This is a genomic window from Rhizobium sp. 007 (assembly GCF_015353075.1).
GTDB lineage: Bacteria > Pseudomonadota > Alphaproteobacteria > Rhizobiales > Rhizobiaceae > Rhizobium.
On the sequence record NZ_CP064188.1, the window covers coordinates 338,341 to 352,795 of the forward strand.

13 protein-coding genes and 2 pseudogenes are annotated in these 14,455 nt (G+C 58.8%); 5 read left to right on the forward strand and 10 right to left on the reverse strand.

Annotation, left to right across the window (positions count from 1 at the left end; all coding sequences use genetic code 11):
- Positions 1-92: 92 nt before the first annotated feature.
- Positions 93-1,064 carry an acyltransferase gene (locus ISN39_RS22610; protein WP_194730523.1) on the reverse strand — a complete coding sequence of 324 codons (972 nt, stop codon included), beginning with the start codon at positions 1,062-1,064 and terminating at the stop codon, positions 93-95.
- A gap of 623 nt (positions 1,065-1,687) precedes the next feature.
- On the opposite strand from ISN39_RS22610, the gene ISN39_RS22615 reads away from it, so the two are divergent.
- Positions 1,688-2,218 (forward strand): AAA family ATPase, encoded by a 531-nt coding sequence (locus tag ISN39_RS22615; protein WP_194731880.1) that lies wholly within the window; start codon positions 1,688-1,690, stop codon positions 2,216-2,218.
- Between the two features lie 155 nt (positions 2,219-2,373).
- Here the strand turns inward: ISN39_RS22615 and ISN39_RS22620 are convergent, their stop codons facing one another.
- The 5 genes from ISN39_RS22620 to ISN39_RS22640 form a co-directional block, all read right to left on the reverse strand.
- Positions 2,374-4,971 (reverse strand): AMP-binding protein, encoded by a 2,598-nt coding sequence (locus ISN39_RS22620; RefSeq protein WP_194730524.1) that lies wholly within the window; start codon positions 4,969-4,971, stop codon positions 2,374-2,376.
- A gap of 430 nt (positions 4,972-5,401) precedes the next feature.
- Positions 5,402-5,800 carry a VOC family protein gene (locus ISN39_RS22625; protein WP_194730525.1) on the reverse strand — a complete coding sequence of 133 codons (399 nt, stop codon included), beginning with the start codon at positions 5,798-5,800 and terminating at the stop codon, positions 5,402-5,404.
- Positions 5,801-6,150: 350 nt separating this feature from the next.
- Positions 6,151-7,011, reverse strand: coding sequence for an NAD(P)H-binding protein (locus ISN39_RS22630; RefSeq protein WP_194730526.1), 861 nt, complete (start codon positions 7,009-7,011; stop codon positions 6,151-6,153).
- Positions 7,012-7,057: 46 nt separating this feature from the next.
- A complete protein-coding gene (locus tag ISN39_RS22635) occupies positions 7,058-7,390 on the reverse strand; it encodes a YciI family protein (protein WP_194730527.1) in 333 nt (110 codons plus the stop codon).
- 136 nt (positions 7,391-7,526) lie between these two features.
- A complete protein-coding gene (locus ISN39_RS22640) occupies positions 7,527-8,498 on the reverse strand; it encodes an alpha/beta hydrolase (RefSeq protein ID WP_194730528.1) in 972 nt (323 codons plus the stop codon).
- Positions 8,499-8,618: 120 nt separating this feature from the next.
- Between ISN39_RS22640 and ISN39_RS22645 the strand changes: the two genes are divergently transcribed.
- On the forward strand, positions 8,619-9,209 hold the full coding sequence (locus ISN39_RS22645; protein WP_194730529.1) for a CGNR zinc finger domain-containing protein: 591 nt from the start codon (positions 8,619-8,621) through the stop codon (positions 9,207-9,209).
- Positions 9,210-9,297: 88 nt separating this feature from the next.
- On the opposite strand, the pseudogene ISN39_RS22650 reads toward ISN39_RS22645, so the two are convergent.
- Positions 9,298-10,063 (reverse strand): annotated as a pseudogene (locus ISN39_RS22650) (class I SAM-dependent methyltransferase).
- A 26-nt stretch (positions 10,064-10,089) separates the two neighbouring features.
- Positions 10,090-10,671: pseudogene (locus ISN39_RS22655) on the reverse strand (alpha/beta hydrolase); the annotation flags it as partial.
- Between the two features lie 150 nt (positions 10,672-10,821).
- Between ISN39_RS22655 and ISN39_RS22660 the strand changes: the two are divergent.
- The 3 genes from ISN39_RS22660 (at position 10,822) to ISN39_RS22670 (ending at position 12,410) form a co-directional block, all read left to right on the forward strand.
- The gene (locus ISN39_RS22660) at positions 10,822-11,226 is read left to right on the forward strand and encodes a response regulator (RefSeq protein ID WP_194730531.1); all 405 of its coding nucleotides are present in this window, start codon (positions 10,822-10,824) and stop codon (positions 11,224-11,226) included.
- A 441-nt stretch (positions 11,227-11,667) separates the two neighbouring features.
- On the forward strand, positions 11,668-11,832 hold the full coding sequence (locus ISN39_RS22665) for a hypothetical protein (protein WP_194730532.1): 165 nt from the start codon (positions 11,668-11,670) through the stop codon (positions 11,830-11,832).
- A complete protein-coding gene (locus ISN39_RS22670) occupies positions 11,829-12,410 on the forward strand; it encodes a BA14K family protein (RefSeq protein WP_194730533.1) in 582 nt (193 codons plus the stop codon). The genes ISN39_RS22665 and ISN39_RS22670 overlap by 4 nt, the downstream gene beginning before the upstream one ends.
- A gap of 1,148 nt (positions 12,411-13,558) precedes the next feature.
- On the opposite strand, the gene ISN39_RS22675 is transcribed toward ISN39_RS22670, so the two are convergent.
- Both ISN39_RS22675 and ISN39_RS36640 read right to left on the reverse strand, forming a co-directional pair.
- Positions 13,559-13,945 carry a type II toxin-antitoxin system VapC family toxin gene (locus tag ISN39_RS22675; protein ID WP_194731881.1) on the reverse strand — a complete coding sequence of 129 codons (387 nt, stop codon included), beginning with the start codon at positions 13,943-13,945 and terminating at the stop codon, positions 13,559-13,561.
- The gene (locus tag ISN39_RS36640) at positions 13,945-14,085 is read right to left on the reverse strand and encodes a type II toxin-antitoxin system VapB family antitoxin (RefSeq protein WP_246763394.1); all 141 of its coding nucleotides are present in this window, start codon (positions 14,083-14,085) and stop codon (positions 13,945-13,947) included. The genes ISN39_RS22675 and ISN39_RS36640 overlap by 1 nt, the downstream gene beginning before the upstream one ends.
- Between the last annotated feature and the right edge of the window lie 370 nt (positions 14,086-14,455).

A 14,455-nucleotide genomic window follows, 5' to 3' on the forward strand; every position in this document is an offset into this window, starting at 1 on the left:
GCGAGCACCTATAATCAGCTCTCGCGCCTCCTGCGCTTATTGTCGCCGCGAGGCCGACAGGCGACGGTGGCCTTGGCTGCATTGAACGTTAGTCACTGCACGAGCAGGGACAAAAGCTTTATCTTTGACATCAAGTTGCTAGCAATGAGCGAAGCGATGCTGACGATGACAATGGTGATTAACACGCGTGGGATGGAAGACGGCACAAACACGGTCTGAACCATCCACAGGAACAAAAGGTGGATACAGTACGATCCGAGCGTCTTCTCGCCAAGCTTCGCGACGGTGCCCGGCACGTGGCTTTGACAACCAAGAGCAAGGAAAAAAATCCCGACGGCGTAAGGGACGGTCGATATGAAATAATCGATGTCACGTGTGGGCGGCACCTGGAAAAAGCGCCACAATAAAAAGCTCTCGAGGCACTGAAGCAGAAATCCGGCCAATGCGATGGCGACAGACTGCTTTATCGTCAGCGATAGGCCGGACTTGCCGATCCAATAGCCGATCGCGATGAAGATGCAGCCAAAAAACGGTCCGTCGCGGAAGTTCCAGTGTAAAGGCCCCTCCACATTCAGTTCCACGAAGGGCACTCCCAGGCAGTAGAGCAACATCCCGGCGACGAGTGCTCCTCTTATGCCTGAGACCTTCAGACACAGGGCGAAGGTAACGGCGCTCACACCCAAAGACGGCAGGAACCAAAGATGGTAAGCGGGAACTCCTTCAACGAGAAGCTGTCGGACGCCCATAATCCCGCTATCGCCAAAAATTAGTTCATGCGCCAAAAGGTATATGAACAGCCATCCGGCAAACACAGGGAAAAGCCGAGTAAGATAAAGCTTGGCCGTGGAAACCAAGGACAAGCGTTTCCGGCTGAGAAAATATCCGGCGACAAGAAAGAAATAGGGCACTGCGAAACGTGGAACGAGCAAGAAAAACTCTGTTGCCCGCGGCCCGAGGTAAAAGCCGCGCGCGTGAACTGCGACAACAGCAACGAAGGAGACGACCCGAAACAGGTCGATGCCCATATGGCGTTTTGGACTCAAAGCATCCGTTGGCAGGCTCATCGGCAGAAGCTCCTTAGAAGCCGATATCGCATCGCCCGCAATCGGCCCGGTATCAAAACATCAAAGTTGCGATCAATTGCAGCGCATTTGCTTGGTCTCGGTCGGCGCCCCGATGCCGCGGAAAACCTTCAGTTCGCAGGCGCAATAACTACCGGAATGCCGCAGAGGTGTCGAGCGCGGCTACAACGCTGAGGCGATCTTTGCAGCGCAGGCGGCTTTGGTGCCGGTTGATGAAAATTAAGGCGCCGGAGGACTAGGAACATCCGACCGCCTCGGATGTTCGGCGGAATGGATCGTGCGGCCAATCTCTCCTGTAACCGTGCTTTAGCCCCTGCACGTGGCCGTGCGGTCCGCCTCAATTCTTCGCGCATCGGTATGTTGGTGTACAGAAACCATGATCCCTATCAGGCATTCATCTTTTGAATGTCTTCCGACGGTCCTCTTCGTCGCCAACAACTTCCTGCAGCATTATCGTCCGGTGACACGGTCACCGTGCAAGCCCGTTGGAATGGAAGTGCCGGAAATCTGTGCATAATATTGATTTGTACACCGTATCCGTCCTGCGCCATAAGGCGACAGGGGTGGCTATTGCCAAGAAGTGCGGTTCATCGAATGAGAGCAAAATGGGCGTCAAGAACTATTTGATCGAAGGCGTTTCCGGGACTGGCAAGACCTCAGTCGCCACTGAACTGCAGCAGCGCGGTTACCACGCCATCCACGGTGACCGTGAGTTGGCTTATCAAGGCGATCCCCAGACGGGTAAACCGCTGGATCGCTCTGCGCATAGGCAGAACAGTCTGGATGTGGCCTTTTGGCACGAGCACCACCTTTGGGATGTCGACAAAGTCAAATCCCTGGTGGCCGATCGAAGCCACCCGATTTCCTTCTTCTGCGGCGGCTCAAGGAATTTCCATCACTTTATTGATTTGTTTGACGGGGTTTTCGTTCTCGACGTCGATTTGGACACGTTGAAGAGGCGGCTTGCCAGCAGACCTGAAGACGAGTTTGGCGGAAAACCAGCCGAACGAGAAGTGGTTGTGCGACTGCATGCAACGAAAGAAGACAATCCCAAGAACGCGACGACCATTGACGCCACTGCGCCGCTCACCTCCGTCGTCGACGATATTCTATCGAAATGCCGAGAGGCCGACTAAGGGCCGGCGCGCCGTAGTCTAGTTCGATCGCGTGGCTGGCGGATGTCAGCTTTGGTATAAGCGGTCGGCCCACAATGACCTTTACGCGATTGTCACGGACAAATCGCTTGCGGCAGCGCTGCGTCAAGATGAGCTTGGCTAAAGCCAGTCGGAAGCTAGGCGGAACGCAACTCCGTCCGGCGCTCGATCGAGTATCTGCTGAGCAGGTTGCGAAGCCCCGCCACCGCGTAGTTGGCAGCGATACCGGCCACGACGCCGCCTGCGATCGCCATGAGATGAAAGGCCGCAACAGGTAGAATGCCTGCCGCAGGTGCCATCAGCAATTCCGGGACAAAACGGTGCAACAGGTAGATCGGAAAGGCTGATGTGGCAATCAATGTCACGAGCCGTCCCGTATCCGCCGGTAATCGAATGCGCGGCATATAAACAAGAGCAAGAAGCGCTGCAAAGATCGTCAAATACTTGACCGTCGTTCCGATCCAGACGGTCTCCCAGAAGGCGAGATAGCCTAGGACTAGGGCAACTAACGCTGTCAAAACCAGCTTCTTTGCCGGGCTGTCGGCGAAGCCCGCGCACCAGCCGAAAACACAGAGGTGGAAGACCCAATAGATTGCGAAGATCTGACGTCCACCGATTTCAATGAACAGCGGCAGCGAAAAGCGCGCCACAATGGCAAAACCCAATAGCCCGATTGAGAAAGTGAAAGGTCGCGTCTGCGCGAACCTGCGCACAGCCGGTATGGCGAAGAGAAGCGCGAAGGCAATAAGCGCCTGCACATAGGCTTCGATGAACCAGTAAAGATAGGGGATCATCTCGTGGCGCTCCGGTTCGGCGTAACCGAAATTGCCGGTCAGCGTGATCGAAGCCCAGGGAATTGTCTGCCAGATAACTGCATAAGCGGCGACGATCAGGAAATATGGGATCAGGACATTGATTGCGGGTCTCAGCGCCAGGCTAAGCCGGCCGGCAAGCAAATGGGTCGATTGAAAGCGCGCCAGGCTAAAGCCGACCAGCAGCATCATTACGCCGGAGCCGCCGGGAACAGGCCAGAGCGTCTCATGCTGAATGACCACCAGCAGGATCGCAATTGCTCTCAGCACCAAGTGGGTCGGCAACCCCCTTGCTCCGTCGCGCTTCGACGAAAACACCGCCGGATGGTGCGTGCCGAGCTCGGCGATTGTCATGCGTTCCCAGCCGTCAGGAACATCGACGCCGAGCTGTTCGAGTTCCATGACCAACTGCAGGAAACGGAGTGAATCTCCGCCGAGTGAAACGAAGCTGTCCTTGCGACTGACGGCGAGCGGATAGAATACACGGGCATAAGCATCAAGCACATTGCCAGACACCACGCGGGGTTCCGCCCGCCTTTTCCGCGTCTCGTCCTGGAGGCAGGCATAGTCAATCTTGCCCGAAGCCAGCCTTGGAAAACTGTCGCGAGCTGTCGCGGAAATCAGATTGGCCGGCAGGCGGCTGGCCTGCGCGAGGATGCGTTGTGCTCTTTCCACAGAGTCCGCACCGATCACGTAGGCCTGCAGCCCCGCATCGTCGCCGATTACCGCGGCCGCAATGCCCTCGCGCAGCAGCGCCTGTTCCATGATGTCGAAGCCGATCCTGAGGCCAGCAATCTTGGCAAAACGGTTCTTTCGCCCGACAATACGGAAGAAGCCATGTTCGTCTTGCACGGCGATGTCGCCAGTATTCAGCGCTTCGATCTCGGCGCCGCGCGAAAGGTCGCTGCGCTGCATCCCGTAGCCCATCATCACGTTCGGCCCCCGATAGACGAGTTCTCCGGCCGTGCCTGATTGGGTAATTGGCGCTCCTTCGTCATCGACGAGCGTGAGGCTACCCCCGGGTATGGCAGTCCCGATGCGCTCCTCCTTGTCGGATACGCTTTCCGGTGGAACGAAAGCGATGCGTGCCGTCGCCTCGGTTTGGCCATACATGACGAAGAAGCGACCGCCTTTCGTACGCATATGGTCACGGTAAAGGCGGATCAGATCGGCGTTGAGCTTGCCGCCTGCTACGGTCATGACACGCAGTGCCTTGCTCTGTGAGGTGCGGAAATTCGACCTTTCCAGGAGTTCATAGGAATAGGGTACGCCGGAGAGATTTGTGCAGCCGCTCTCGTCGATGATGCGGGCGAAGTCGCCGTCCATTACAGAAATGCCGGGAAAGAAAACGCTGCCGCCCGCAATTAGATGGGAATTCAGAACCGACAGTCCGTAAGAATAGTGGAGGGGCAGGACCAACGCGGCACGGTCGGTGGATGAGAGTTCGAGGTAGGCCGCGATCGAACGCGAATTGGCGTCGAGATTGGCATAGGAAAGACGCACTGCTTTGGCAGCGCCCGAACTGCCTGATGTCATGAGCAGCAGGGCGAGATCAGGGTGGATCGCCTGACTGCCTTTTCCAGGCCGGACCTCCTCGGTCAGACGCCAGTGGTCATCAGTTGGACGGAAGATGAAATCCGGTTGGAAGGCGTTAAGAAAATCATCCCACAGCCTCTCATCACAGGGTGGCAGCATGGCGACCGCGTGTCCCGCCCGCAGTGCTGCGAGATAGGCGACGATCGCATGCTCCGAGGCTTCGGCAGCAATCGCCACGAGCCGCTTTTGTCCCTGTCCCAACCGGTTTGCGAAACGGAGCGTTTGCTCATCGAGTTCCGCGTAGGAAAGGGCCCGTCCGCTGCCGAAAAGAAGCGCCGTGCGATCTTCTCTGCGAGCGATTACGGAAACAATGTCGGTCAGGGGCATGATTACGTTTCGATTATGAGGCTAGAACGCAAGCGCCTATATTCCTTGAGTATCGAGTCAACTAATCCGGTAAGCCGTACACTACGCAATTGCAGCATCGGGGCCCTGAAGGGCTGCCAATATATTGCGGAAAACGGATATGAGCTGCGGAATACGGAGGCTTCACGGTTGCGCTGGCCATGGTACGCAAGCTCCATCGTCTATTGCCGCGAGCCGCATGACGGTCGTGCTCGGTGCCGGAATGCTCGGCATCTGTGACCGTCTCCAGCCGAAGGGGATCTTGAGCAGCTGTCAGTCGACTGCGCGTCGATTGGCGAAACGCAGCAACGTCACCTGCCAGGCGCGGGATGGGCAAGAAATGGGTGAATGGTCACGCTACCGCGATGCCGTCGACGAGGTGTGGGGGGCGGTCGCAAGTGAGCAAAGCCGCTTATGAGCGCTCTCGATGGAAGGGCTGGGCCTCGGGTTGGTGGCAAACCATTTCAATGTTGTGCCCGTCCGGCCCAATAACGAAAGCTGCATAGTAGTTGGCGTGGTAGTGCGGGCGCAGACCAGGCGCACCATTGTCTTTGCCACCCGCCTCCAGAGCCGCGCGATAGAAAGCTTCGACTTGCTGGCGATTATCGGCAATGAATGCCAAGTGAAGATGCGCCGGCGTTTCCTCGGTTTTGAATATGCACAATGAAGCCTTTCCCTTTGAGCTGAGCTCGACACCGTAGGTCGGCGGTCCTTCCGAGACAACCGCAACGCCGAGCGGTTCAAGTGCCTTGAGGAAGAACGCTTTGCTCGCCGCATAGTCGGTGGCTCCGAATTTAACGTGGTCGAACATGAGTCCTCCTGAAGTGTGTGAGCCTGACTGACAAACGCGCAATCGGAGCGCCATGCTCCGCGCGTTGCAATGTCTGCTTGCGCGGCAAGCGGTCCTTCGCGGCCGCTTTGCTTCTCGGACTTCAATGCCATGCGTCAGCCATTCATGGCAAGGAACAGAGGTGCGGGATCAGGGCAGCGCCCCTTTGGCTATCTACGGCATAACGCCGGTGTCGACTAAGTCCTCCCTCTAAAATTTTGGTCGTGTCTGGGTGGGTGTGACGGGTTGCGATGTTGAGCGATCCGGCAACACATGACGTCCTTGAGACGATCGCATCAACCCTTTCCCGTCATCTGAGACATTAGTTACCCTCAAGAGACCCGCGATCCTACCAGTTCAGAAATGTAGGTCTGGAGACTGATTGATCCTCGCGACGGAGATTGGGGCAGTTCGAGACGATCCACCGTCGCGGCCGTCATCCTGGCATAGGCTCGCGCGGCGGTCTCTGAAAAGCCCATCCCCCGGAAACTCGTCTCCCAGTCCGCTCGCTCGATCGTTTTTGCGGTGACGGCATGACCGAGAGCGTTGGCGAAGGCGATCGCTATGTCGTCGAACGAATACCGCTCCGGTCCTTCGACATATCGAATGCCGGTGTCATCGAGGCCGGTTGTCAGACGCCTGGCGGCGGCGGCACCTAGGTCGCAAGGCGCGACCATCGGGATCTTGAGGTCGGGCGGAAACATCGTCGTGATCGTGCCGTCCCGGGCGCCGTCGAGAAGCATGTCGAGATTGGTGAAATAATACGCGCCTCGATTGATTGCCATCGGACTTTTGGAGGAGCCGACACTTGTTTCGAAGTTCCAGAGCACGGAAAGATCGCCGATCGCGTCGCCGGGCTGTGCACCGTAGGTGGACTCGACAAGAACCTTCTCCAGACCCGATCCCTCGACGGCTTCGGCGATACTTGCCGCGGTGCGATTTTCCTCGGCATCGGTGTCCATATCGATGCGCGCCGGGGGATTGAGAAGAAATGCGCGACGACCACGGCGAAACACAGCGCGAAGTCCTAGCGTATCGCCTACGTCAATCACGGCGATCTGCGCGCCTTTTGACTTCAGAGAGGCCGCCTTTGCGGTGTCCCGCATGACGGCGGTAACCTCATGCCCTTCGTTCAAAAGGGTTTCGGCAACGACCGATCCGATGTGACCTGTTGCGCCCAGAACAACGAACATTCTTCCCGCCTCCCAAGAGCGATGTGCGGTCAACTTGATCCGCGGCTTACTTCGGTTGCTCCAACGGCCATACTTCCACGACCCCTTGCGCGACAGCGCAGGGCGTCCACGAAACCTTGTCGATTGCGTCTTGAAGGCTGTCCGCTTCGATGATTGCAAAGCCGGCGAGTGGGAGGGGCGATTGCAGAAACGGCCCTTGGGTGGTTTCGATTTTCGCGCCATCGTGGTTTCGGACCTGAACCGGGGAGCCGGCGATCCCCATCAGGACCCCTCTGTCCTGAAGTTCCTTGTCATGGGCGTGAGCCTTGTCGCGGACAGCCGGTTCAGTGCGGTCATATCCCGCTTGATCGCCATATCCGATGGTGATGAATCTGGGCATGCGGATATCCTCCTGGATCGTGGATGCCAGGTAAAGACGGCACGCTCGGCGATGTTCCGCAGACCGATCACGCACCGCTCCCCTCAAAGCTGCACCGGTCTACTCTGGCGGGAGTCATCAAGCGCTGGTTCAGCCATCAGGAGCGGCAGGTAGGCCAATCCAGAAAAACCGATATGCCCGCCACGGTCATGCTCGCTATGACGTCACTTGGAGGAATCTGAGCTCGCCCCGCGTCCACGTCGAGCATGAAGCGGCTCACAAGAGCCGCGCATTCTCTGTGATGGGTTTCCAACAGCTGGTGTCCGCTTTCGAAGACGTGGATTTCCAGCGCATCAAGCATGCGGTTGTATGCCATGATCTCGTTGATATCAAAGAAGGGGTCGTGCCTGCCCCAAAGCAGAAGGCACGGCGGCTGGTGCTCGCGGTGGTAGGCCCGGATGGCCGGGAAACGCGCGATGTGCGACCCGTAGTCGGAGAAGATCTTAAATTGGATGTCGATGGTTCCGGGCCGTGACAGGCGCTCCCAGTCGAGCTGCCAGCCCTCTGGAGGATAGAGACGCATCAGGCGCTCCGGCTGTTCTCCGATATACTGGTAGCGGGTTGTCTCGAAATTCATCCAGTCGGGCAGCTTGGCCCTATTTTCCTCGGTGGGATCGGCAAAGAACGCTTTCGGAGCGTCCCAACCTGGCCCCAGCCCCTCGTCATGGGCATTGCCGTTCTGGACGATCAGGCCACGGATGCGGTCCGGCCGGCGCGTCGCGAGATGATAGCCCACGGGCGTGCCGAAATCGTGGATAAACAGGAAGAACCTCTGGAGGTTTAGGGCAGCGAGGAACGCGTCGATCGTGTCGGCAATGTTCTCGAACGTGTAGTCGTAAGCATCGGCGGATGGCGCGGAGGAGTAGCCGAAACCAGGCAGGTCCGGGGCGACGACATAGGCGGTTTCTGCCAATGGCTCGATGAGGTTGCGATACATGTAGGACGAAGTCGGGTAGCCATGCAGCAGCAGGATCGCCGGCATGTCCGGGTCTCCAGCATGTCGGTAGAAGATGTCCAAGCCTTGGACATTGACGGTCTCATGGCGGGTCTTGTGGCGATGGTTTCGCATCTCTCATTTCTCCTTCTCACGCTTTGACAGGAGCATCGTCTGGCATCGAAACCGGATATCGCTATAATAGCGGTTACGAACCATTGTAACCGGATAACACGCAAAAAGAGGTTATGTTCCGTGGCGAGCACGCAGACGAAATGGGTAGAAGAGCACTTTATTGGCGGGCATCCCGCCCTCGACCTAGCGAACGCCGTGTTCAACCGGAGGGTGCCCGAGCCCGACAACGAGCTGCTCAAATCCGCCCGGGATGTCGGAAACTGGTTCAAGGCGTCCGGGCTTGCCGGCGCTCGCAAGGCCGAAGCGGTCGCCGGGATAGGAGGCGAGCCTTTCGTGGAGCGGATCCATGCGATAAGGGAGGCATCGGCTCGGATCTTCGGATCGATTGCCGCGAAAGAGCCGCCCGCGACGGAAGCGTTGGGCTTCCTGTTCGAATGCGCAGCAAGCGGACTTTCCGGCGGGGCGGTGGGACTGAACGACACAAGACCCGACCTCGCCCTTGCCCGGTGGCGGGACCCCGAAGCCGTCACCGCCCTTCTGGCCATGCTCTCGATCGAAGGCTACTTCACCTTGCCGCGCGAAAGGCTGCATTCCTGCCCCCGTTGCGGCTGGTTGTTCCTGGACACGTCGCGCGGCGGCAAGCGCCGCTGGTGCAGCATGCGGACCTGCGGAAACCGCGAGAAGGTGTCGCGCCACAGGGAGCATGAATAGAACGGCTTCGTCCGCGACGAGGCGTGGCGGCCAAAACGCACATGCAGCGACGAGGACGCCCACTCGTCAGTCAACCTTCGGCGCCGATTCACACCCTGCGGGCGGTTACGATCCACGCGCGCGAGTCAAAGAGTACGCCCTCGGTGGTCATATGCGCCTCCAGTAAATCGCGCAGTCGCTGCAATGCCTTGTCGGGCGCTTCATCGGTTCGCGCGAGCGCGTCCTTCACAAGATAGAGCTCGATGAGCGCGTCGAACGCCCTATCGACGTCTGGCCCATAGAAGACCGGTTCGCGCACGTCGGTAAAATCGATCGAAACAAAGCCGGCCGTGCTCAAAAGTTCCGTGGTGATGGTGGGATCGCCAAGTGAAAACGGCATGGAAGCATCTGCGGAAACCGCGGTTGCTGGGGCCAAGGTTCGCCTGATGGCACCAGACCACTCGTTGCGCTCCTGGCTCTGCCACACCATCCATACAAGGCGCGCGCCCGGACGCGTCGCGCGGGCGACATTAGCAAACGCCGCCGCCGGATCAGCAAAGAACATGACGCCAAACCGGCTGATGCAGAGGTCGAAGCTGGCAGCGGGAATTGCGTGGTGCTGGGCATCACCCTGCTCAAACGTAACATTTCGCAACCCCGCTTCGTTGGAACGTCGTCGCGCAACCTCGATCATCTCCAGGGACGTATCCACGCCGAGCGCCTTGCACCGCGACACGGGCGGCCTTACGAGTCGATTGTCCTGCCCCGCAACCGATATCGAGCACGCGGTCACGTACGCCAACGCTCGCGGCGGCGCGCAAATGCCCATTGTGCCGCTTTAATTCTGCGTCATAGAAGTCAGCACGATTCAACATCTCCACCTCACTTGGTTTTGTCTCGGTCACTTGACGGACGTTCGCCTTCTGACATGTTCGTCGATGGCAGAAATGATCTCGTCCCAATCATGGGGATGAATTTCGTGGCCGCCACCTTCGACCGTCACGAACTTCGCATCCGCTACAGCTCCCGCGAGTGCCTCGCCGTGCGCCAGCGGGAAAACCGGATCGGCCGTGCCATGAACGACGAGAAGCGGCACTTTCATCTCATTCAGCCGGCCCTGCCATGGGTCGCCCACCTCAAAGAGGATGCTGTGGTTGGTGGCGCTGAGATAGCCTCCGGAACGGTCGAAATCCCGTTCGAGGAAGGCTCGGGTCCCGGCTTCGTCGAACGGATGTGCCGTCCCCGCGGTCAGGCGCGCGTCCTCGACCAGGTACGCGACCGCGTCTGCCCGGTCCGACCAGTCCGCCTCCACGGTCATGTGTTCCATCCAGGCCTCGCCGCTCGGAGGGAAGTGCGATTGGTCCACCCCGACCGGCGAGCTGCTGATCGCCGTCAGGGAAAGCACGCGCTCCGGATTCTTCAGTGCGGCCACCTGGCCGACCATACCCCCGAGGGAAAAGCCCGCCGATAAATTGGCAAGAGTCGCGGGGCTTCTTGTCGCCACGGACACCCGCTAAAGGCGCTCTGACCGAATATCGCGGATGGATGCGAGCATTTCGATACGACAGTTCAGTGGAACCGTTTCATCTATCGCGCGTTGCCGAGCGAGTCTTTGCTTTCCGAGGGATTCCAGATGCAGCCGATCACAATATTGCTCGTGGATGATGACGCTTCGGTGCTGCAGGTCTTCCAACACGTGCTCACCGACGCGGGATTCGAGGTGCATACGGTATCTGACGGAAGGAAGGCCATACAGTATCTGGGCGCGGCCGATCGGCCCGTGCAAGGGTTGATCTCCGAAATCCGGTTGGGAGACGGGCCGGACGGCTGGGAGGTGGCCCGCGCTGCGCGCGAAATCGCGCCGGGGATGCCTGTCGTTTACACGAGTGGGGACAGTTCCGCCGAGTGGGCATCAAAAGGTGTTCCGAAGAGTGTCATGCTTCAGAAGCCATTCGCCCTCGCGCAGTTGGTCACCGCGATCTCGCAATTGCTCAACGAAAGCTCGATGGCGCCTGTCGACAAAGGGCTCGAGGAATGATCGTCGTGTCATAGTGTTCGGTTGCGTCAAACCCAACAGAAGGATCCAGTGCACCAGGTTCGAATTTGAATGCTCGCCCCGGAAGAGAGTCGCGCGACTCGACTCCATCTGGAGGGCTCGAAGAGCTCGAACTTCCACAGGTCGCGAGCTCCCATTATCAGCTTTCCGCATCTGCGGCAGACGCATCGCCAGGCGCCTGCGTCCAGCTTCCCGGCGGTTGGATCATGCCATCTCCTTCGATCTCCTGCCTGTGTCCGCGACCGCAGCGCCTTACGATCCGCAAATACACATTGAAGTGGGTTTCAGACCAAAGGCCGGGGTCTATCAGACTGAGGTCCTGGGGCGTGGAACGACCCCTTACCCAGGTCGTTCGTTGGCAGCGGTCACGAAAGGCCGCCCCCCGGCGGTGCCCTCCGCCGCCAGGGCCGAGGAGAAGGAACAATGATCTATTCCGAAGAGAAATCCAGTGATCTGACCGTGCCGCTCGCCATCCTGCTGGCAAGTGCCGGCATTCCGGCGGCGCCTTTCGCCACCAGCGGCCGACATAGGAGTACCGCCGGGCGCGTCTGGTTCCACAGACTCAATAGCAGGGGGTCGGGAAGATGAAAGCCATCGCATCCATTGTTTTCGGAATCGTCAGCTCGGTCGGGGCGTGCGTAGCCGCCGCATCTGTCGCGTCACACGTCGTGGGGGGTGCCGAACCTCATGCTTTCAATGACCTTGCAGCCGGTGATCTATGGACGACGAGGCCGGTGAAAGTCGATCCTCGGCAGCAGCGCTATGAACGAATTCCGCCTCTCTATTCGAGCTATGTCACCGAAGCCTCGGCGACTATGACCTCAAGATCGAGGCCGGATTCCGCTCGCCCGTCAACCGAACGTCAGACAACGCAATCAAAACTTTCGACCGAACACCTTGCTTGGTGTGCGGAACGCTACCGCTCCTTCAATCCCGCGACCAATAGCTATCGATCCTATAGCGGTGAGACCCGCGAGTGCTTTTCGCCGTTCCATCGAATTGTCGCCGAAGCTAATGAACGCGTCGGCACGAAAATGAATACACAGGCGGCAGCCCGGTGCGCCGCTCGATACAAGTCGTATCGACCGGAAGACAATACGTATCAACCATGGGAAGGGCCGCGGCGCAGCTGCGACGCGTCGGACCTCGTCGCGACGAGCAACTGATCACCGGCGGTGATAGCGGGGTGTGGAGGGCGGTTGCGTGCTCGATAATAAAGAGGTCCAGAGGCCCGCTCGTCATGGGGTCAGTCGATCCGGCGTCGAAGAGCTGCTGTAAAATGCAGCCTGAAAGCCAAATCTTTACGGTGGCTGGAACGTGCAGCCGTTCGACGAATGCCGCAGGTGCCGTTCAACTGGGCGATGGTCGAGCCGCTCACCTCAACCGGCGACATGGTGAAGTCGCCGCCGCGTGCCTATCGTCGGTATAGAAATTGTTGCAGGCTGGCGCTGGGAGCCCGCGGATCAACCGCGGGCTCCACTCCATCGGGTGAGTGGCTACTTTGAGGTCTTGTGGCTCTGCTGACCCGCTTTGACGTGCTGTTCGTGAGAACCGCCCTGCTTTCCGGACGAAGAAGACTTCGAGGGCGAGGAGCTGGATGCGCTCTTTTCGCCCTTGCCTGAGCTACTTCCCTGCTTCTTTTCAGTTGATGCCATTAGGTGTTTCCTCCATCGAGACCGTGATCGGTCACGCTGCCAAACGTCAGTCAGCGCTGTCTGTTCCATCATCGATCCTGTGACGTGCCGACAACGCAACCGCACGGCGCGAGCCCATAGTTACACGTCACTTACCCGGCCATGACCAAGAAAGTGGCCCTCGGAATGATGCACCACTCGCGTTGATGCTCCTGCCGTTGCGCGTCAAGACGAGCCGACGAAGTCGTTTTCACTTCCGTACGCGCTGGCGCCGCTCCTCGTCTGATGCTCAATTCGGATGCGATGTTCGGAACAAGCCGATGTTCTCGCTGATCAGCCATCGAATGCGATCCTACGCTTCTTCGAGGAAGCCGGGACAGCGAGAAGAGCGACGTTCGATCGTTAACACAGAAATTCGCTGTGGCGCCGTGCCCGGCCGTGCCGGAGGCGCAGCCGGTGATATAGAGGCCGATCCTTTGAGGATGGCGAGAGGGAGAGAGGTCCGAACGCGGCGCCAGACTCCAAAATGCTTCCAGTCGCTGGCTCAGGCCTTGCGGGTCGTGGCGGAGCTCGCCGCCTCCAGATATCCGCGCGTGCTATTGGTAAGATCCAAATGCGCCGGTACCGGGAGGGACGATCTCAGGCAGGTCTTGATCGGAAACCCCAGTAGCTTGACCTCACTATGCAGCCTCGATATCGGTCTGCGAAAAATCCTCGCCGATGAAGAGCAGCGGCTCGTCTGCGCGCTTTGCGAGGGCGTACGAGAAGCAATCGGCAAAATTCAATGCCGCCCGATGGTGACCCTTGCCACAGGTGAGCCAGGCTTGTGTCGCCATATCCACCAGATCAGCGTCGACTGGAACGATATCGGCCTTGATTCTGGCGAGCCGCAGATCGATCTCGGCCAGAGCGTGTTCGCCGCGCCGGCTGACCAACACCATAGGGGCCTCCAATACACATGTCGCAGGGACCAAGCGAATAGGGTTGGCGACGACCGTTCGCTCGAGTGCTGCAGCTTCAGGTTCGCTGCGCAGAATTGCGACGATGGCGGAGGTGTCAATCACGATCAGTTCGGAATGCCGTGTTCATCGAAGCCGATGATCTCGTCATCGGGGCGGCTGTCGAGCTCAGGTAACCGCGCCACTCGTCCGCGGATTGCACGCATTTCGGTGAGCAGACGCTCCTGCGCTACGTCACCGTATCCCATGCGAGTAGGCGCTCGCTCAGGCCCTAATGAATGGTGCGGTCTTGCTAATGCCCTGGCGACGCGCAAGTTCGTCAACGAGAGCGACTGGGGCGGGGTTCTTAATATTAAGGAGCATGGGCGCTCCGACAGGTCTACCTTTTCCCTTATTTCTACCTCGAGACTGCCTCATCGTCAAAACGTCCGATAACAGGATTTACACTTCTTCAATGGTGTTTGCATCGTGGACACGCCCCCGTGATTTCGAGGGAGACGCTCGATATCGGCTAGCTCATTGAGCGAGCTTTTGAACCTATCCGGGAGAGCAGTCGACTTCGCCACGGCCGATGTCGATCGTAATATTCGGAGCATACTAAACGGGTCACACGTTCGC